This window comes from Lentzea sp. HUAS TT2, from assembly GCF_051853195.1.
Lineage (GTDB): Bacteria > Actinomycetota > Actinomycetes > Mycobacteriales > Pseudonocardiaceae > Lentzea.
The window spans coordinates 2598229-2617512 of record NZ_CP196667.1; the positions used below are offsets into that span (position 1 = coordinate 2598229).

A 19284-nucleotide genomic window follows, 5' to 3' on the forward strand; every position below is an offset into this window, starting at 1 on the left:
TTGGGGGTCTTTCTCACGTGAGAAAGACCCCCAAATCACTTCCAGGACTAGTCGACCGGCAGGCCCCAGGGACGGCGGTCCAGTTCCACCCAGCCGCCACCACGCGCAAGAGCCGCACGCACCCCGGCCACGTGCTCGGCGAACGACGCCAGATCCCCGTGCAGCAGCTCGGCGCGTTCGACGTCCAACGGGTGCGTGTCGTCGTGCCACAGGTCAACGGCGAACGACGCGACGAACGACATGGACTGCAGCAGTTGCAGCAGCGCCACGGAAGGCTGCGGGGTCTCGGTGAGGTAGGAGAGGCGGATCTCCTCGCACACGGCCAGCAGTGACCGGACCTGTCGGATCGCGTCGGCCGGCGTGCCGTCCCACGAGGGGTCCGGCCACACGCGGTCGCTCAGCTCCAGCCAGAGCCGCCAGCCCGTGGCGAGTTCCGCGTCGTCTGCGGGAGACCACTTACCCATGCGTTCCACTGTGCATGCGCGAGCAACAAGTGTCTCGTGACGATGACGCACGCCACGGCAACCGATGCGCCACACATACGTCCTGTACCGCATGACGCGTTCCTGGCAAGCGCAGAGCGTGAAGAGTCTCGGTACCGGGCTCGTGGTGGGCGCGGTCCTGACCGTGCTCGCCCTCCCCGCGCTCAGGTACGAGATCACCGATCACGCCAACCTGATCACGCGCGTGCTCGCCTACGGCTTCCTGCTGGTGCCCATCGCGGTCGTCACGGTGCTGCGGAGCGAGCAGCCCGTCTCGCAGACGACCGGGCTGGTCGCGGGCGCCACGCTGGTGCTGGCGACGACGGCCCAGACCTACACCGGCACGCCCATGCCCTACGTGTGGCTCGCGGCGGCGACCCTGTTCGGGTGCGCCGCCGCGAGGATCATGCGGAACGAAAGGCTTACGCCTTCACCTTCTCCGGCTCAGGCTCGTCCGAGTTGAGCGAGTCGAGCAGGATGTCGCGCTCGGTGTCGGGCTCCTTCTTCAGGAAGCCGATCGCCAGGTAGAGCACCAGCGACAGCAGCAGCGGCCACGACACGAGCACGCCCTTGGTGACCCAGGCAGCCTTGTTCATCTGCTCGATGTACAGGAACGCCCACATGCCCAGGCCGCCGATCACCGAGGCCATCGCCGCGGTCGAACCGATCTTGCGGAACCACGGCAGCAGGCCGAGCATCAACGGGATCGCGATCGGGCCCATCGTGGCGGCGACCAGGTCGACGACCACCTTGAGCACGAAGCCCTGGCCTCCGGACGCGATCGCGATGATCATGCTGATGCCGATGAAGGCGAACGTCGTTATCCGCGCCAGCTTCAGCTGGTTGTCCGCCGTGAACGTCTTCACCCGCTTCCAGAGGTGCGGCAGCATGTCGCGGTTGATGACCGCGGCGATGACGTTCGCATCCGACGAGACCATGGCCATGGTGTGCGAGAAGAAGCCCGCCAGCACCAGGCCGATCATGCCCGCGGGCAGCATCTGCTTGCCCATCTCGATGTACGCGTTCTCCGCCTGGGCCCCTTCGAGGCCCGGCACGATCAGCGGCGCCGCCCACATCGGGAAGAACAGCACGAGCGGCCACACGAGCCACAGCGCGGACGAGAGCAGTGCCGAGCGCTTGGCCGCGAAGCCGGACGGCGCGGCCATGTACCGCTGCGCCAGGTTCCACATGCCGCCGTTGTACTCGAGCGTCTTGATCAGGAAGAGCGCCATGAGGAACGTCGACGTGTAGGGGCCCGCCAGCGGGTCGCTGTGGCTGTCAGGGAGCTTGTCCCAGATCGTCACGGGGAAGTCCCAGCCGAGGCGGCCGGCGACGGCGAAGAGCATCGCGAAGCCCGCGGCCGCCTGGATGATGAACTGGCCGAAGTCGGTGAGCGCGTCGGCCCAGAGGCCGCCGAGCACCGAGTAGACCATCGTGACCAGGCCGATGATGATGATGCCCCAGGTGATCGGGACACCGGCGAAGCCGCGCAGCAGGATCGAGACTGCCGCCCACTTGGCGGCGATGTCGACGACCTTGAGCAGCGCGCCCGCGTAGGCCATGACCTGCTGCGTGGGCAGGTTGTAGCGCTTGGCCAGGTACTCGAGCGGCGACTTGACGTCGTGCTTCGAGCGCAGCCGGTTCCAGCGCGGCGCGAACAGGAAGGCGCCGATGCCGACGCCGATGCCGATCGTCAGCGACCACCACACGTAGACGGTCAGTCCGAGCCGGTACGCCTCGGAGGCGAACGCGACGAACATGACGGCGCTGTAGCCGGACATGTGGTGCGAGATGCCGGACAACCACCACGGCATCTTGCCGCCCGCCGTGAAGAAGTCGGCGATGTTGTGGACCCGCCCGCGCGACCAGAGTCCGATCCCGACCATCACGAAGAAATAGCCGACAACCACGACCCAATCGAGGGTGCCCATGTGACCTCCTTGCGTGCACACACGTGTGCCCGCGAGAGCACCAGGCCTCATGGCGGCGGAACCTGGCACATCCGCACGGGATATGTGACGTAGGTCTTACGAGACTGTTGCGGTGGGGCGGAAGACCTTCGGCCGTCTTGAATCACATTCGTGACCCTTGTTCATCTACGTGAACCGGCTATTCCGCGTCACACGTCCGAGGGAAGTACGTCACTCCTCTGGAAGCACGAACGGAGGTGCTGATGCTCCCGCCAGGCCGGCCTGCCCCCGGCGTCGCGCTGATCGATCCCGTGCCGCTCTACCGCGAAGGTCTGTCCGCCCTGATCAGGAGGACGCTCGGCCTGCGCTGGCTCGGTTCGACCGGCGACCTGCACGCTGCCGTTCGCCTGCACGAACGCCTGCGTCCCGACGTGCTGCTCATCGACTCCGTGCTCGACCCGGTGGGCCACCTGGCCCGGCTGCTGGTCGAACGCGACCCGGCCCTGCTCGTCATCGGGCTGGTCCGCGACGCGCACTCGCACGCGAACTACGTGACGACCGCGTTAGAGGCAGGTGTCCGAGGCGTCGTACCGCGATCGGCCCAGCCGGAGCAGATCGTCCGGGTGATCGCCGAGACCGTCCGTTCGCGCGGGTACGTGCACCCCGACCTGCGGCCGAAGGAACGGCCGACGCTGTCCAAGCGCGAGTACGAGGTGCTCACGCTCATCGCCGACGGGCTGGAGAACCAGCAGGTCGCTGACGAGCTGATCGTGTCCGTGGAGACCGTGCGGACCCACGTCAAAGGCATCCTGCGCAAGCTCAGCGCACGCGACCGGACGCACGCGGTGTCGCTCGCCTATCGGTCAGGACTGCTGATCGGCCGCCCAGCCGTGTTCGAGTAGTCCGAACACCTCGTCGGCCGCCCGTTCGCGATCGGGCCGGTCGAAGATCAGGTCCCGCGCCTCCAGGGCGAACCTGGCCAGCGCGGCACACCGCACGTCACCCTCGGGTGCACCGATGTCCGCGGCGATGACCTTCGCCAACGCCTCCTGGTGCCGCATCCACATCCGGTGCGCGTAGGCCCGCAACGCCGGTGTCGACCGCACCAGGTGCTGGAAGTCGGCGAACAGCGGGTGGTCGGCGTGCCCCTTGGCCGCCTCGACGAAGTGGTCCCGCAACGCGCGTGTGACGGGCGTGCCGGCCGGTCGGCCGCGCACCGCACCCAGCAGCGCGGACTCCTGCTCCTCGTCCTCGTCGAAGAGCAGCGACTCCTTGCTCGGGAAGTGCTTGAACAGCGTCGTCACCGACACGTCCGCGCGGTCGGCGATCTCCTTCACGCCCACGTCGTCGAACCCGCGCGCCATGAACAGCTCCAGCGCCGCGTCCGAGATCGACTGGCGGGTCTGCAGCTTCTTGCGCTCGCGGCGGCCGAGTTCGGTCACCTCCCGATCCTAACCGAGAGTTGACCGAGTTCAAAAGTGTAGTGATTGCACTTTTGTAGTCGATACGCTTTCATGGAGACATGACCACACCACGCATCGCCATCGCAGGGGCCGGCATCGGCGGCCTCACCTGTGCCCGCGTCCTCCAGCTGCACGGCTTCGAGAACGTCACCGTCTTCGAGCGGGAGAGCTCGCCGGAGGCCCGTCAGCAGGGCGGCACCATCGACCTGCACGCCGACAGCGGCCAGCAGGCCGTCCGCGCCGCCGGCCTGTTCGAGCAGTGGCGCGCGCTCGCCCGGTTCGAGGGCCAGGAGCAGCGCAGGGTCGACCACGCCACCGCCGCGTTGATCGAGCACGAACCGGCGCAGGGCGACTTCCGGCCGGAGATCGACCGCGGCCAGCTGCGTCAGCTCCTGCTCGGCTCGCTCACGCCGGGAACGGTCGCCTGGAGCCTCGGCGTCGACTCGGCGAAGCCGGGCGAGATCACGTTCGCCGACGGCTCCACCGCCACGTTCGACCTGGTCATCGGGGCGGACGGCGCCTGGTCACGGGTCCGCGGGGCCCTGTCGCCCGCGGTGCCGCTGTACACCGGCGTGATGTTCGTCGAGACCCGGCACGACAACGACGAACGCCTGCTCGGCCTCACCGGCCAGGGCACGATGGTCGCCGACGGCGAAGGCCTGATGATCTGGTCGCAGCGCAACAGCGGCGATCACATCCGCGCGTTCGCGTGCCTGCGCGCGCGTGAGGACTGGAGGCCCTCCAACGCCGAGCTGAGGGACCTCTACACGGGCTGGCACCCGTCGCTGCTGGCGTTCCTCGAGGGCGAGCTGACCTACCGCCCGCTGTTCTCGCTGCCGGTGCCCCACACCTGGGAGCACACGCCCGGCATCACGCTGCTCGGCGACGCCGCCCACCTGCAACCCCCACTGGGCGTCGGAGCGAACCTCGCGATGCAGGACGCGGCCGAACTGGCGCTCGCGATCGCCGCCGACGGTGTCCGAGACGGGGTGCGGGCCTACGAATCTGTCATGTTGCCGCGCTCGGTCAGCTTCGCCGAACGGACGAACCCTGCGCTGCTCGAGATGGTCCCCGAACGACCGGTACGCGTCTGACCGGCCCTCATGCCCGATTCAGGTCACTCAGAGGACTGTCTGATTCGCCACCAGTGGGTGGTCGGCCTTGCCGGGGTTACTGTCGGGTAATACTCTGTTGTTACCGGTCAGTAGGCGACCCCGCCGCGACCCTGAGGAGTGAGCTGACGAGATGGGCCACTACAAGAGCAACGTCCGGGATCTCGAGTTCAACCTGTTCGAGGTCTTCAACGTGCAGGACCACCTCGGCACGGGGCCGTTCGAGCAGTCCGACGAGGACACTGCGCGCAGCGTGCTGGCCGAGGTGAAGAACCTCGCGGAGGGGGTCCTCGGGGACTCCTTCGTCGACGCTGACCGCAATCCGCCGGTGTTCGACCCGGCGACGCACTCGGCCACCCTGCCGGAGTCGCTGAAGAAGTCGTACCAGGCGGTGTGGGACGGCGAGTGGTACCGCCTGTTCCTGCCCAACGAGCTGGGCGGCTTCGGCACGCCGCCCTCGGTCACGTGGGCCGCGTCCGAGCTGCTGCTCGGCGCGAACCCGGCCGTCTACATGTACCTGGCTGGTCCGAGCTTCGCGACGGTCGTCTACAACAACGGCACCGAGCGCGACAAGCAGTGGGCCCAGCTGATGATCGACCGCGGCTGGGGCGCCACGATGGTGCTGACCGAGCCGGACGCCGGTTCCGACGTCGGCGCCGGCCGCACCAAGGCGTTCAAGCAGGAGGACGGCTCCTGGCACATCGACGGCGTGAAGCGCTTCATCACGTCCGCCGACCAGGACCTGACCGAGAACATCATGCACATGGTGCTCGCGCGTCCCGAGGGCGACGGCGTCGAGGCGAGGCCCGGCACCAAGGGCCTGTCGCTCTTCCTCGTGCCGAAGTTCCACTTCGACCCGGAGACCGGTGAGCTGGGCGAGCGCAACGGCGCCTTCGTCACCAACGTCGAGCACAAGATGGGCCTCAAGGCGTCCACCACGTGCGAGCTGACGTTCGGACAGCACGGCGTGCCCGCCAAGGGCTGGCTGCTGGGCGAGGTGCACGACGGCATCGCGCAGATGTTCGACGTCATCGAGTACGCCCGCATGATGGTCGGCACCAAGGCCATCGCGACGCTGTCGACCGGTTACCTGAACGCGCTGTCCTACGCCAAGGAGCGCGTGCAGAGCGCCGACCTGACGCGCATGACGGACAAGACCGCTCCGCGCGTCACCATCACCAACCACCCGGACGTCCGCCGCAGCCTGATGCTGCAGAAGGCGTACGCCGAGGGCCTGCGCGCCGTGTACCTGTACACCGCGACCCAGCAGGACAAGGTGATGCTCGGCGGCGACGACGCGAAGCTGGCGGCACAGGTCAACGACCTGCTGCTGCCGATCGTCAAGGGCGTCGGCTCGGAGCGCGCGTACGAGCAGCTGGCGCAGTCGCTGCAGACCCTGGGCGGCTCGGGCTTCCTGCAGGAGTACCCGATCGAGCAGTACATCCGCGACGCGAAGATCGACTCGCTGTACGAGGGCACCACGGCCATCCAGTCGCTGGACTTCTTCTTCCGGAAGATCATCCGCGACAAGGGCCAGGCGCTCACGTTCATCAACGGCGAGATCCAGAAGTTCCTCGACAACGAGGGCGGCAACGGCCGTCTGAAGGAGGAGCGGTCGCTGCTCAAGCAGGGTCTCGAAGACCTGCAGGGCATGCTCGGCGCGCTGGTCGGGTTCCTGACCACCTCGCAGGAGGACGTCCGCAACCTCTACAAGGTGGGCCAGAACTCGGTCCGCCTGTTGATGACCGCGGGTGACGTCCTCGTCGGCTGGCTGCTGCTGCGCCAGGCCGAGGTCGCGCTGGAGAAGCTCGGTGGCACGCCGTCCGCCAAGGACAAGGCGTTCTACGAGGGCAAGATCGCGGTGGCGTCGTTCTTCGCGAAGACCGTGCTGCCCGAGCTCACCTCGCGTCGCAAGATCGCCGAGTCCACGGACAACGCGCTGATGGACATCGACGAGAGCGCTTTCTGAGCACTGCACCAGGACCGACGGGTCCGCACACCTCCTGCCCGAGGTGCGCGGACCCGTTTTTCATTGCGCCACGAAGAGAAGCGGACCGGCCACCGCACCGATGTTGAGCGCGGCGGTCGCGTACGAACCTGCCATCGTCGGCGCTCCGGGCGCGTGCTGCAGCACCTTCGCGATCAAGGTGCTGCCGACCGCGAACGACAGCACGCCGAGCACGAACACCAAGGGCAGCAACACGATCGGCTCCCGGCCGAGCACGTCGAGGCTGAGCCACCCGGCGAGCACCAGCACCCCGCCGATCGCGACGACCGGGCGTGCCGCGGAGCCCGGCAGACGTCCGCCGAGGTTGACGCCGGCGAACGAACCGATGCCGAACAGCACCAGCACGACCGGCACCCACCACTCGCCCAGCCCCGCTACGTCGGTGACGACCGTGGCCAGGAACGTGAAGTGGCCGAACGTCACCGCGTTCACCAGCACCGCGAGCACGATCACCAGCATCAGCCTCGGCTTGCGCAACTCCGCCAGCTCAGGTCGCAACGCGACGGTGGTGTGCTGCTGCCGAGACGGAATCCCTTGGAGGACACCGATCGCGGCCGGCACGCAGAGCATCGCGACGGCGAGGAACGTGGCACGCCAGCCGAGCGCGGTGCCGAGCAGCGATCCTCCCGGCACACCGGCGATCGTGGCCACCGTAGTGCCGGACAGCAGCACGGCGAGCGCCCGTCCGCGGTGATGCGGCGGCACCAACGCCGTGGCGGTCGTCAGCGCCACGGCGAGGAACCCGGCGTTCGCGAGCGCGGCGACCACCCTGGTTCCGAGCAACACACCGAAGCTTCCGGTGACGGCACCGAGCACGTGCGCCGCGAGGAAGACCGCGACGAACCCGAACAGGCTGAGCCTCGGTGGCCAGGCGCGGGCCAGCGCGGCCATCAGCGGTGCGCCGACGACCATGCCGGCCGCGTAGGCGGAGGTGAGCAGGCCGGCGGTGCCCACGGGGACGTCGAAACCGGCGGCGACGGCGGGCAGCAGCCCGGCGAGCATGAACTCAGAGGTGCCCATGGCGAACACGGCCAGGGCGAGCAGGTACAGCGAAAAAGGCACGGAGGAGCTCCGAGAGGCGAAGGGGTTTACCGGGGCTGACGGCTAGACCGCAGACCCGACCCTGGATGCCTCAGGACTCGACATGCCCGGCACCGTAGCGCGACCACCTCACACGATGCAGCTTGATTTCGTTGTCAGTTGACACTCGCTCGTTCGGAATCAAAGATTGGCCGGTGTTCCTGTACCTGCTGATGGTGTGCGCGATCGCCGGCGTCGTGGCGCTCGCGACGGTCGTCCTGCGCCGCCTGAAGAGCAGGCGGGCACGTCAGGACGCCCTGTGGTCCGGGTACGAGCAGCACATGAACGAGCTGCGCGACGCGTCGCCGGGAGCTGAACTGGCGAGCGTCGCGCAGGTGTACCAACGAGCGGGGAGCGGCACCAAGGCCGTGATCGCGTGGCAGCGGACCGGGATCGAGCAGGACTGCTGGTTCGAGGCGATGAACCCGGATCCGGGTGATCTCCTCCTGCTGCGCGGAAGTCCCGGCTGGGGGCCGGACTCCAGCAGCCCCAACGTCTTCTACGTGGCGGCGGGACAGGTGCTGGCGTCGATGACGGTGGAGGCGCAGGCAGCCGCGGCCCGGCATCGGCACAGGCGCGCGGCCGCCGACGTCACTCCTTGAGCGCTCGCGCGGCGGCGAAGCAGTAGACGCCGAACGCGGCGATGCCGATCGCCACGGCGGACAGCAAGAACATGCCGTAAGGCTGTGCTGCCAACGTCTTCAGCGCCTTGTCCATGCCGCCGGACTGCTGCGGGTCCGCGTTGATGGCGGCGAGTCCGACGAGGACGCCGATCACGCCGTACGCGGCGCCCTTGCCGATCCAGCCGATCCTGCCGACCGGCTCGATCCACGACGGTGCGCGGCTCATGTCGAGGTCCTTCTCGAAGGACTTCTTGATGCCCTTGTAGATGATCACGCCGGCGATGGAGAGGATGCCGATCGCCACGGCGCCGACGAGGAACTGGCCCGCCGGCAGGGCGAGCACCTGTGCCGTCAGTTCCTGCTGCTGCTGGTTCTGGTCGCCGCCTCCACCGGAACCCGTCGCGTACTTGAAGGCACCCAACGCGATACCGGTCGCCGTGATGGCGCGGGCCGCGGACCCGATGCGCTTGGAGATCCGCTTCCGCTTCTTCCCGATGTACGTGTAGCCCACGAACGCGAGAAGCAGCTGCCACAAGGCGAAGAACACGAGTCCGATGCCGAGGGCCCACAGCAGCCAGACGCCGCCCTGCGCGATGTCGCTCACGGCGCCCTTCGAGTCGGCCTGTTCGGAGTCACCGAACGCGACCTGGATCGCCAGCCACGCCACCAGGACGTGGACGACCCCGTACAACACCATTCCCGCCCGGCCCAGGGTCTGGACGACGGGGTGTCTTCGCGCTTGCTGCGCAACAGTGGCCACGAAGGGGTGAATACCCCCGCGTGGCCACTGTGAACCTGAAACTCTTGCTCAGCCGCCGGGCGGCGGCTCACAGACGATCTTGAACTGCGGGTCGTAACGGACCGTGCGCGACTCGTTGCGCGTCTGGCCGCTGCGGCGGTCCGTGATCGTCCGCGTGTCCGTCACCGAGAAGCCGGGGGCGCCGTTGCTCGGCGAGCACCCCGCCTTGTTGACCTTCTTCTCCTGCGGCTGGGTGGGGTTGAAGTCGCCGCTGGTGGAGCCGGTGACGTCGTAGTTCTTGGTGCCCCACAACACGATCTTGATCGAGGAGCCCGTCCAGATCGTCTGGATGGCGACGCCAGTGTCGTCCGGGTTCGTGAACGCGATGTCGATCAGGCTGTTGCCCGCGCCGTCCATGAACACGGTGGCCTCGCGGCCCTTCGGGTACCGCGTGATCCAGTAGCTGTGCTCCTTGTGGCCCGCGTCCTTCATGCCCGCGTAGTAGTACGCGTTGTAGAGCGTGGTCGCGAACTGCGAGATGCCGCCACCGACCGCCATGCCGGGGATGCCGTTCTCGATGATGCCCGCCTCGACGTAGCCCTGCGCGGTACCGCGGGGGCCGGTGTACTTGTTGAGGCTGAACGTCTCCTTGGGCTTCACGATCGCGCCGTTGACCTTCTCGGCCACGACCCGGATGTTGACGCCAGAGGCGGGGGCGAAGCCACCGGTCTGGAACTCGCCGATGACCTCCTTGATGCCCATCTTGTTCGCCTGCTCGGTCGTGACCTTCGCGGGCGTGTGCTTGTACTCGAACTTGACCTCGCGCGCGTCCGTCTTCTTCAGCGTGTCGAAGTACGGCTGGAGGTTCTTGTCCCAGTCGAGGTCGAGGCCGTCCACCGACGGCTTGACCGTCGGCTTGCCGCCCTCGAAGACGATCTCGGCGTCCTTGCCCTGCTTGACCGTGTCCTTGAGCTGGGGCGTGGTGACCTCGGCGAGCTTGTCCTTGTTCGGCGTGACGTTCAGCGCGCCACCCTCACCGGGGGTGAAGGCCAGCGTGGCCGCGATCTGCTCCGGCGCGAGCGTCGCGTCCTTGCCCTCGCCCTTGATGACGACCGGACCGGACACCGCGGTCTTCACGACGTCGTTGAGCGCCTTCTCGACGCCCTCCTTGGTCGTCTTGACCGGGGTGAAGTCCATCGGGACCTCGACGGGGCTGCCGGACGCCCAGTTCGCGACGACGGCGCCGACCGCGTCCTCCGCCTTGAGCTTCTGGCCGTCGTGCGGGTCCACCGCGACCGGCTTCGGGCCCTCGAACTTGATCGTGCCCTCGATCGGCTCGTGGTCGAGCTTGGGGCGCAGGGCCTCGAGCGCGCCGGCGACCTTCGCGTCGTCCGCCTTCGTCGCGACACCGACCTCACGGCTGGTGAAGAACGAGGTGACGCGCGTGAACGGGCTGAGCGGCTGGCTGCCGGCACGATCGATCGTGGCGTTCCAGTCGAGCTCCAGGCCCGCGGCCTTCGGGTCGAGCTCCGCGGTGACGTCGCCGGCCTTGAGCGCGACGGCCTTGTCCAGGCGCGGACCGATCTGGTCCCTCAGCTTCTTCTCGGCCTCGTCGTGGCCGAGGCCGCCGACGTCGACGCCCGCCACCGTCACGCCGCGCGGCACGTTGCCGCTGGAGACCAGGATGTCGAGGCCGTAGAGCAGACCGAAGGCGCCGACCACGGCCGCGGCCACGATCAACGCCTTCTTCCTGGTGTTCTTGGGCTGGGCCTCTTCCTCGCCCGGCTCGATCATCACGGGCCCGTAGACGCCCGAGTCCTCCGGCTGCGGCTCCGGCGGCGCCACCGGCCTCATGTACTCCGTGGCGGCATCGCCGGCCGGGAAGCCGACACCGGGCACTGCCGCGGTGACGGTCGGCTCGTTCGAGTCCGGCTCCTCAGACGGCCACGCCTCGGTCGGGGCGTTCGCCTGGACCGGAGCGATCTTGGTCGTCTGCTCCGAGGACGTGCCGCCGGGACCCACCGGAGGCATCGCTCTCGTCTTGTCAGCGTCGTACGGCACAGCTCTCCCCGTTGCCCTGTCTCCTGAGGTGGCTTTGTGTGTGTAGCTATCAGGCGTCGATCACGAACCGGCGGCTCATAGGTACAGACCAGTACCGTGTTCGGTCAGCTCCGTCGCAACCGCGTGCAGATCGCGTTCCCTCATCACGAGATACGTGGTGCCGTGCACCTCGACCTCAAGCTGATCTTCCGGGTTGAACATCACCCGGTCGCCGACCTTCACGTGGCGCACGCTGGTACCGACTCCGAACACATCACCCCACGCCAACCGCTTCGCCATCTGGGCCGTAGCGGGGATCACGATGCCTCCGCTGGAACGCCGCTCGCCGTCCTCCGGCGAGATGCGGACCATGACGCGGTCGTACAGCATCTGGATCTCTAGCTTGACATCAGGCACCCCGGGAGTCTACGTGGCTTGCGGACCTTCCTCGTCCATGCCGCCCATGAGCAACGGCAACCTGGTAGGTGCATCGGCAACAACTCGAACCGGCACGCCCCAGTCCTGCCTGGTCAGGCGGCAGACGGGGTGTTCGTCGGCAGGATCGTCACTGCAACTGGCCGCCTGCGCTACTACGTGCAGAACGCCGTTCGTGACCTGATCGTTGATCCGCAACGCCCGTACCAGTCCGGTGGTGACGCCCGCGCCCTCCAGGATCAGCTCCGGCGGGGAGCTCGTGATCTCCAAACGCGTTGAGGGGCCGTACCTTTCGTCCAGTTTTGTCCCGTTCGGCGGGGTGAAGACGACCGCCAGCTCGAACGCCCCGGAGGCGATGTCCGTGGACGGCCTCTTGACCTCGTGGGCAACGCCGTCGATCTTCGTGGCGGCCGAGGTGAACCTCTCCAGCCGGTGCGCGGCACTGGCGACCACGACGAGCTCGCCGTCGATCAGCAGCGCGTCGGACGGCTCGGCGATGTCCGTGGCGATGGTGGTCAGCGTGTTCGTCTCTGGGTCGAAGCGCCGGATCGCGTTGTTGTAGGTGTCGCTGATGACGACCGAGTGGTCGTTCAGGACCGTGACGCCCAGCGGGTGCTGCAGGAGCGCCTCGTCCGCGTCGCCGTCCTTGTGCCCGAACGCGAACAGCCCCTTGCCGACAACGGTGTGGACCTCGCCGTTTTCGAGGTAGCGCAGCGCGCTCGTCTCGGAGTCGACCATCCACAACCGATCGCCGTCCGCAGCGAGCCCGGACGTCTGCGCGAAGAAAGCGCCTTCCGCAGGTCCGTCGTTGATGCCCTCGACGGTGGTGCCCGCCAGCCTCCTGACGGTGTTCTCCGCGGGGTCGAAGAAGCTCAGCGTGTGGTTGCCGGCCATCGCGATCGCGACACCGCCGTTCCACCACGCGACGTCCCACGGGCTGGTCAGCTCGATCTTGTCGGCCGGGCCGTCGGTCTCACCGTCGCGCCACTGCTCACCGGTGCCCGCGAGCGTCGTGACCTCGCCGGTGCCGAGGTCGAGGCCGCGCAGGAGGTGGTTGACCGTGTCGGCCACGACGACCTTGTTGGTGCCGGGGACGAGGGTCAGGCCGGCGGGCTCCGAGAAGGTGGGCTGGAGGCCGTCCTGCCTGCCGCGTTCGCCGGTGCCGATGCGGCGGATGACGGTCTCGCCGTCCGCCTCGAGCTCCACGATGCTGTGGTGGGCGGAGTCGCTGACGAGGATCGTGCCGCTCGGCGTGACGATGGCCTTGGCCGGGAACCGCAGCGTCGTGTTCTCCGGCTCCGGCGCCTGGTACAGCCCTTCGCCGCGGTGCAGCGTGCCCTTCTCGTCGTGCTCGTCGATCAGCTCTTTGATGATCGTCCTGAGCGCCTCGACGTGGCCCTCACCAGCGGCGACGTGCACCACGTAGCCCTCGGGGTCGATGAGGTTCAGCGTCGGCCACGCCTTCACGGCGTAGTTCTGCCACGTCGTGAGCTCCGGGTCGTCCAGGACCGGGTGGTGCACCCCGTACCGCTCGACGGCGGCCTTCAGCGCGTCCGGGTCGGCCTCGTGGACGAACTTCGGCGAGTGCACGCCGATCGTGACGAGGACGTCCTCGAACTCCTTCTCGAGGGGACGCAGCTCGTCGAGGACGTGCAGGCAGTTGATGCAGCAGAACGTCCAGAAGTCGAGGAGCACGATCTTGCCGCGCAGGTCCTTGAGGCTGACCGTGGTGTCACCGGTGTTCAGCCAGCCGCGTCCTACCAGCTCAGGGGCACGGACACGGGCACGGCGCTTCACAGTCGTCACGGCGGTATCCAACACTGTGGACAGTCGTGGTGTTCCGGTGTCCATCAGGTGAGAAGGACGGAGCGCAGGTCGGCGACGCTCTGCCGCCACTGCGGCCCGTGCTCGGTGTCGTCCCACAGCTCCGGCAGCTCCGAGTCCGCCGCCACCACCCGGTCCAACGCCCGCACAGCGAGCCCCCGCAGGTCCGCCGAGAACACCGGTAGCGGCTTGTCCGGTGCGTAGGCCGTGGTGATCGGAGTCCCACCGGGACACTGCGCGGCGATCAACGCGGCCGAGGCCAGGACCTTGCACGCCTCGTCGCTGTCCAGGTACTCGTCGGTCTCGATGACGCGGATCAGCGTGGTCCGGATGATGTTCTCGCGCTCGCTCTCGGCCGCGTCGTCCAGCGAACCGGAGAAGTCCGCGGCGGTGTCGTTGTCGAAGTGACCGATGTCCCAGGTGCCCATGCCGGGGATCATGGCAGGGAGCACCGACAATTCACGGCAGCCGCAGACCGGGCTTCTCGCCTTCGTCGAACACCGGCGCCACGGTGATGACCGCCTCGGACAGGTCGACCAGCCCGCCGGTGAACTTGGCGCCGCGGAACGACACCGAGCCGCCGTTGAACTCCGCGCCCTCGAACCGCACGGCACCGCTGCGGAACTCGGCGCCGTCGAACGTCACGCGGGCGCCGTCGAACGAGGCGCCGCCGAACCACACCTCGCCGCCGCACACCACCATGCCGTCGAACGAGATCCAGCCGCCGGGAAACCGCGCCAGGCTCAGGAAGAACCTGCCGGACGAGACGTGGACGCCGGAGAAGTCCGCTGAACGCAGGACCGCTCGGACCAGGTCGAAGTCGTAGCCCTGCCAGCTGACCGGCGCGCCGTCGCGCAGGTGGCGGGAGATCACGCTGGTGATCGCCAGGCGCACCTCGGACTCGGCGTCGAGGTACCACTCCGACTCCAGCGACGGCTCGTACGGGATGCGCAGGTACGAGCACAGCACGTCGATGCACACCTGGCGCTGCTCCGGCCATTCGTCGGCCAGCGAGGCCAGGGCGTAGATGCCCGCCAGGCGGACGGTCGGGGCCTCGTTGCCGATCTGGTTGCAGGCGGCGCCGAAGCGTTCGTTGAGCAGCTTCACGCGTTCGCGGGTCTCGGCGGACTCGCTGATGCGCTGTTTGCGGTAGGCGACCACCAACGCCACCACACCGCCGACGCCCGCCACGACGGTCAGGGCGACCTTGATGATGTCGAGCCTGGACGTCGCCGCCGCCGGGAAACCCAAGGCGGACCACAGAAGTGCGGCGGACGCCGCAAAGACGGCTAGCCCGATCAGCACAACCAGGCCGATGTGCCGCTTGATTGACCACAGCAGGCCGGAATCCACGAGGCGGACGGTAGTTGACGCGAACCCGCCGGTAGCCCTCATCATGGAACGCAGACCGCCCGTCTGAACCTTTTCGCCGTGTTCGGCGTAGAGGACGCCGGGAGGTGCGTGATGGTGGAGTACCTGGTGATCGGTGCGGGTCCGGCGGGCTTGCAGATGGGGCGCTTTCTACACCGTGCAGGCCGCGACTACCTGATCGTGGAGGCGGGACCGGAGCCGGCGGGTTTCTTCCGGAAGTTCCCGCGACATCGAGTGCTCATGACGGACGACAACTCGCTGTTCGAGGGTGTGCCGTTCGCGCGCTACAGCAAGAGGTCCTTCCCCAACGCGGACGATCTGGTGCGCTATCTGGAGGACTTCGCGCGGCCGTTGAACATCCGCTACAACACACCGGTCAGCGATGTGGGCAAGTACAACGCCCGGCACGTCATCGTCGCCACCGGCAAGAAACCGCACCTGCCCGGCGTTCCCGGGGTCGAGCACGCCGAGACGTACGCGACCGCCAGCACCGACCCGACCGAGTACGCGGGCAAGCGGGTGCTGATCATCGGACGCGGGCACAGCGCGTTCGAGACGGCGGACAACCTCGCGTCCACGGCCAGGATCACGCACATCGTCGGGCGGACCGTGCAGCGGATCGTCAAGGAGGACAACGAGTTCGTCGCCACGATCGACGGCACCGGCGAGCTGCGGTACGACCGGGTCATCGTGTGCACCGGCTTCCGCAGGGACACCGCGCTGGACGGGCCAGAGGTGCACGTGCTCGCCGGCGACTCGATCAAGGCGATCCGGCACGCGGCCAGGGCGTTGCACCGGTCGCTGGAGGCAGAGCACCACGGGGTGCCGTGGCCGCACCGCCGACTGCGCAACCGGCCGGACGCGCTGGCGGCGACGATCGCGACGCGGGCGAGCGAGATCCCGGACGGGCTGGCGGATGTCGTTGTGACGCAAGGACAGCACGCGTTGCTCTACGACGAGATGCCCACGACCGAACGGCACGGGTTCGTCGTCACGAGCACGCAGGTGAGGCACTACCGGCGCAACGAGCTCATCGCCGTCGAGCGCCGGTTGCACCGCAAGCCGCTGGAGAGGTTCTTCTCGCAGCAGCTCGCGGTGCCGTGCATCTCCTAGACAGGAAGGGTGCGCGCGAGGAACTTCACTGACACGTCCCAGGCGCGGTCGGCGGCGTCCTTGTCGTACCAGGGGCCGAGGTGGTTGAGGAACGCGTGGCCGGCGGGCTCCAGGTGGATCTCGGCGCCCTCGTGCGACGGCACGGCGTCGACGACCTTCCGGTAGCCGGTGATGAACGCGTCCTCGGTGCCGAAGACGAACTGGATCGGGCACGAGACCTGGTCCAGCGCGCCGATCTGGTCCGGCACACCGGAGCCGTAGAACGACACGGCGGTGTCCGGGTCGGAGGCGGCGGCCGCGGCGTAGGCCAGGGTGCCGCCGAGGCAGAAGCCGAGCACGCCGACGCCGCCGGTGACCTCGGGCAGGCCGCGCAGGTACTGCACCGACTTCACGACGTCCTGCACGGCGAGCGGGAAGTCGAGGTTGCCGACGACCTCCATCGACTTCGCGATGCCCGCCTCGTCGTGCTCGCCCACCCAGCCCGGCTGGAAGCGGTGGAACAGCTCGGGCACGGCCACGACGTAGCCGAGCGCGGCGAGCTTCTCGGCGACGCCGCGCAGGTACCCGTCCAGGCCGAAGATCTCCTGGATCAGCACGATGCCGGGGCCGGAACCGGACTCCGGCAGCCAGATCGGCAACGGCATGTCGTCAATGCGATGGGTCATGGATCGATCTTGCCGGAAGTTGCTGGTAAGGGTCGATTCCGGCCAAAGCCGCGTTTAGGCTCTGGCCTGCTGGTCATCGATCTGGGGGATTTTTGTGAGACGTTTGTCAGTCATGCTCGCCGGTGCGCTCGCGCTGGCCGTGATTCAACCCGTAACGACACAGGCACACGCCGATCCAGTGGCCCAGGCCGTCGCCGACGAGGGCACCACCTTCGTCCCGATGCCGCCTCGGCGGGTGCTCGACACCAGGGACGGCACCGGCAACGGCGGAGTCGCCCAACCCGTGGGCGCCGACCAGCTGCTGGACCTCTCCGGGACGCTGCCCGCCTCCGCGACCGCGGTGGTGCTGAACCTGACCGGCACCCAGCCCACGTCGAACACCCACATCCGGGTGTCGCCGACCAACCAGAACGTGCCGGACATCTCGAACCTCAACCTCGTCGCAGGGGAGACGAGGGCCAACCAGGTCACCGTCACCGTGCCGGCGAACAAGAGGATCTACCTGCTCAACAACGCCGGCAGGGTCCACCTGATCGCGGACGTCGCTGGGTACTACACGAGCGAAACCACTTCATCGCGGTTCACGCCGACGACCCCGACCAGGGTGATGGACACCCGCACGACCGGTGCCGTCGGCCCCGCCTCGTCGGTGGAGGTGAACCTGGGCAACCTGGTGCCTGCCTCGGCCACCTCGGTGACCTTCAACCTGACCGGCACCCAGCCGACGTCGACCACCTACGTGACCGCCTACCCGACCGGCGGCACCCGACCGGACGCGTCGAGCCTCAACCTGGTCCCCGGCCAGACCTCGCCCAACCTCGTGACGGTCGCGCTCGGCTCCGACCGCCGGGTGACGCTGTACAACAACCTCGGCAGCACCCACCTGATCGTGGACGTGACCGGCTACTACTCGCCGGACCGGGGCCACAGGTTCTTCCCGGTGTCCCCGGTGCGGACCTACGACACCCGCACGGCGCCGGGCGGCCCGGTCGGCCCCGGCCAGAGCAGGGTCGTCGACCTCGCCTCCAGGATCGCGCCCACCGCGGCCGCCGCGGTGCTGAACCTGACGGCCGCCGCACCGACCTCGGTGAGCTTCGTGACCGCGCACTCGCCCAACGTCGAGCGACCGATCACGACGAGCCTGAACCTCACTCCGGGACGTGACACGGCGAACGGCGCCGTGGTCGCGCTGCAGGGCGACGCACGGATCAACCTGTTCAACAACCTGGGCTCGACGGAGCTGATCGTCGACGTCGCGGGCTTCTTCGGCACGCCGGCGCCGTGCGTCGCCGACTGCCTGTACGGCTGGGGCGGGACCGCCGGGTACGGCACGAGGCCTGCACGCCGTTCGTGGCTGTCCGGCGTCACCTCGGTGGATTCGAACCAGGACAACGCCGTCGCGCTGAAGTCCGACGGCACGGTGTGGACCTGGGGCGACAACCAGGACGGCCAGCTCGGCGCCGGAGGCACGGGCGGCGGTTCGACCGTGCCGCTGCGGGTCTCCGGGCTGACCGACGTGACCGCGGTGGCCATGGGCACCTGGGCCGGCTACGCGCTGAGGTCCGACGGCACCGTGTGGGCGTGGGGCTCGAACCGGTACCACCAGCTCGGCATCAACGTCGACGAGGAAGGCTCGAACGTTCCGGTGGCCGTGTGGGGCCTCACCGACGTGACGGCCATCGCCGCCACTCACCAGGGCGCGTTGGCGCTGAAGGCCGACGGCACCGTGTGGGCGTGGAGCGAACCGTGGACCGGCGTCACGGGCGGTGCCACCTGCCCGGAAGGCCATGCCTGCATGCCGGGTATGCCGCTGCAGGTAGCGGTGCCCCTGCCAGGAGACACCAGAATCACCGCGATCGCGGCCGGAGAAACGAACGCCGCCTACGCCTTGCGTTCCGACGGCACGGCGTGGGGGTGGGGAAGCAACTTCTCCGGTGAGACCGGCACCGGTGCGAACCCGACCAACGTGGTCCTGAGCCCGGCACAGGTGGTCGGGCTGACCGGTGTCGTCACGATCGGGGGCGGCAGGGAGGTCGGGTACGCCAGCACCTCCGACGGCAAGGTGTGGGCGTGGGGCGACAACCGCTACGGCCAGCTCGGCACCGGAGTGCCGTGCACCACTCCCGAAACCTGCGACGCCAGCGTTCCGGTCGAGGTCAAGGGACTGACCGGTCCCGTCTCGATCGACAGCGGCGGTGACGGGACCACGTTCGCCCTCAAGTCCGACGGTTCGGTGTGGGCGTGGGGCTTCAACGATGATTCGGGCAACCTGGGCAACGGCACCTCGTGCGACTCGCCGTCGGGACCTGTCTGCCGGGCGACCACTCCCGTGAAGACCTCGATCAGCGGAGTGAAGGACATCGCGGCCGGCCGGTTCGGGATGTTCGCGGTGGTGCCGGACTAACAGCGAAAAGCTCTC

At 68.3% G+C, this 19284-nt stretch carries 17 protein-coding genes and 1 pseudogene; 7 read left to right on the forward strand and 11 right to left on the reverse strand.

Features of this window, described 5'->3' with window-relative positions:
• Positions 1 to 47 precede the first annotated feature (47 nt).
• Positions 48 to 464: a hypothetical protein gene (locus ACSHWB_RS12975; protein WP_439662282.1), complete on the reverse strand. Its 417-nt coding sequence runs from the start codon at positions 462 to 464 to the stop codon at positions 48 to 50.
• Positions 465 to 555: 91 nt separating this feature from the next.
• Here ACSHWB_RS12975 and ACSHWB_RS12980 point away from each other — a divergent pair, with 91 nt between their 5' ends.
• Positions 556 to 945 (forward strand): hypothetical protein, encoded by a 390-nt coding sequence (locus ACSHWB_RS12980; protein WP_439662283.1) that lies wholly within the window; start codon positions 556 to 558, stop codon positions 943 to 945.
• Here ACSHWB_RS12980 and ACSHWB_RS12985 read toward each other — a convergent pair.
• Positions 905 to 2413 (reverse strand): sodium:solute symporter family protein, encoded by a 1509-nt coding sequence (locus ACSHWB_RS12985; RefSeq protein WP_439662284.1) that lies wholly within the window; start codon positions 2411 to 2413, stop codon positions 905 to 907. The genes ACSHWB_RS12980 and ACSHWB_RS12985 overlap by 41 nt on opposite strands.
• 242 nt (positions 2414 to 2655) lie before the next feature.
• Here ACSHWB_RS12985 and ACSHWB_RS12990 point away from each other — a divergent pair, with 242 nt between their 5' ends.
• On the forward strand, positions 2656 to 3294 hold the full coding sequence (locus ACSHWB_RS12990) for a response regulator transcription factor (RefSeq protein ID WP_439662285.1): 639 nt from the start codon (positions 2656 to 2658) through the stop codon (positions 3292 to 3294).
• On the opposite strand, the gene ACSHWB_RS12995 is transcribed toward ACSHWB_RS12990, so the two are convergent.
• Entirely contained in the window at positions 3256 to 3834 is a 579-nt protein-coding gene (locus tag ACSHWB_RS12995; protein WP_439662286.1) for a TetR/AcrR family transcriptional regulator, read from the reverse strand. The two genes, ACSHWB_RS12990 and ACSHWB_RS12995, sit on opposite strands and share 39 nt — an antisense overlap.
• An 80-nt stretch (positions 3835 to 3914) precedes the next feature.
• Here ACSHWB_RS12995 and ACSHWB_RS13000 point away from each other — a divergent pair, with 80 nt between their 5' ends.
• Together ACSHWB_RS13000 and ACSHWB_RS13005 are read left to right on the forward strand one after the other, a co-directional pair.
• Positions 3915 to 4949, forward strand: a complete 1035-nt coding sequence (locus tag ACSHWB_RS13000; RefSeq protein ID WP_439662287.1) for an FAD-dependent oxidoreductase — start codon at positions 3915 to 3917, stop codon at positions 4947 to 4949.
• A gap of 151 nt (positions 4950 to 5100) precedes the next feature.
• Positions 5101 to 6936, forward strand: a complete 1836-nt coding sequence (locus ACSHWB_RS13005) for an acyl-CoA dehydrogenase (RefSeq protein ID WP_439662288.1) — start codon at positions 5101 to 5103, stop codon at positions 6934 to 6936.
• Between the two features lie 75 nt (positions 6937 to 7011).
• Here the strand turns inward: ACSHWB_RS13005 and ACSHWB_RS13010 are convergent.
• Positions 7012 to 8037, reverse strand: a pseudogene (locus ACSHWB_RS13010) (Cmx/CmrA family chloramphenicol efflux MFS transporter); the annotation flags it as partial.
• Between the two features lie 173 nt (positions 8038 to 8210).
• Between ACSHWB_RS13010 and ACSHWB_RS13015 the strand changes: the two are divergent.
• Positions 8211 to 8657, forward strand: a complete 447-nt coding sequence (locus ACSHWB_RS13015; RefSeq protein WP_439662289.1) for a hypothetical protein — start codon at positions 8211 to 8213, stop codon at positions 8655 to 8657.
• Here the strand turns inward: ACSHWB_RS13015 and ACSHWB_RS13020 are convergent.
• The 6 genes from ACSHWB_RS13020 to ACSHWB_RS13045 form a co-directional block, all read right to left on the reverse strand.
• Complete coding sequence (locus ACSHWB_RS13020) at positions 8647 to 9438, reverse strand: DUF1206 domain-containing protein (protein WP_439662290.1); 792 nt, start codon at positions 9436 to 9438, stop codon at positions 8647 to 8649. The two genes, ACSHWB_RS13015 and ACSHWB_RS13020, sit on opposite strands and share 11 nt — an antisense overlap.
• Before the next feature lie 48 nt (positions 9439 to 9486).
• Positions 9487 to 11271, reverse strand: coding sequence for a VanW family protein (locus ACSHWB_RS13025; RefSeq protein ID WP_439664585.1), 1785 nt, complete (start codon positions 11269 to 11271; stop codon positions 9487 to 9489).
• A 282-nt stretch (positions 11272 to 11553) separates the two neighbouring features.
• Positions 11554 to 11847, reverse strand: coding sequence for a GroES family chaperonin (locus tag ACSHWB_RS13030; protein ID WP_084401587.1), 294 nt, complete (start codon positions 11845 to 11847; stop codon positions 11554 to 11556).
• Between the two features lie 36 nt (positions 11848 to 11883).
• Positions 11884 to 13743 (reverse strand): NHL domain-containing thioredoxin family protein, encoded by a 1860-nt coding sequence (locus ACSHWB_RS13035; RefSeq protein ID WP_439662291.1) that lies wholly within the window; start codon positions 13741 to 13743, stop codon positions 11884 to 11886.
• Complete coding sequence (locus tag ACSHWB_RS13040) at positions 13743 to 14144, reverse strand: DUF4259 domain-containing protein (protein ID WP_439662292.1); 402 nt, start codon at positions 14142 to 14144, stop codon at positions 13743 to 13745. Before ACSHWB_RS13040 ends, ACSHWB_RS13035 begins: the two co-directional genes overlap by 1 nt.
• A gap of 31 nt (positions 14145 to 14175) precedes the next feature.
• The gene (locus ACSHWB_RS13045) at positions 14176 to 15069 is read right to left on the reverse strand and encodes a pentapeptide repeat-containing protein (protein WP_439662293.1); all 894 of its coding nucleotides are present in this window, start codon (positions 15067 to 15069) and stop codon (positions 14176 to 14178) included.
• A gap of 78 nt (positions 15070 to 15147) precedes the next feature.
• On the opposite strand from ACSHWB_RS13045, the gene ACSHWB_RS13050 reads away from it, so the two are divergent.
• Positions 15148 to 16200, forward strand: coding sequence for an NAD(P)-binding domain-containing protein (locus ACSHWB_RS13050; protein WP_439662294.1), 1053 nt, complete (start codon positions 15148 to 15150; stop codon positions 16198 to 16200).
• Here ACSHWB_RS13050 and ACSHWB_RS13055 read toward each other — a convergent pair.
• Positions 16197 to 16865 (reverse strand): dienelactone hydrolase family protein, encoded by a 669-nt coding sequence (locus ACSHWB_RS13055; protein ID WP_439662295.1) that lies wholly within the window; start codon positions 16863 to 16865, stop codon positions 16197 to 16199. The genes ACSHWB_RS13050 and ACSHWB_RS13055 overlap by 4 nt on opposite strands.
• A gap of 94 nt (positions 16866 to 16959) precedes the next feature.
• Between ACSHWB_RS13055 and ACSHWB_RS13060 the strand changes: the two genes are divergently transcribed.
• Positions 16960 to 19269 carry an RCC1-like domain-containing protein gene (locus tag ACSHWB_RS13060; protein WP_439662296.1) on the forward strand — a complete coding sequence of 770 codons (2310 nt, stop codon included), beginning with the start codon at positions 16960 to 16962 and terminating at the stop codon, positions 19267 to 19269.
• The last annotated feature ends 15 nt before the right edge of the window (positions 19270 to 19284 follow it).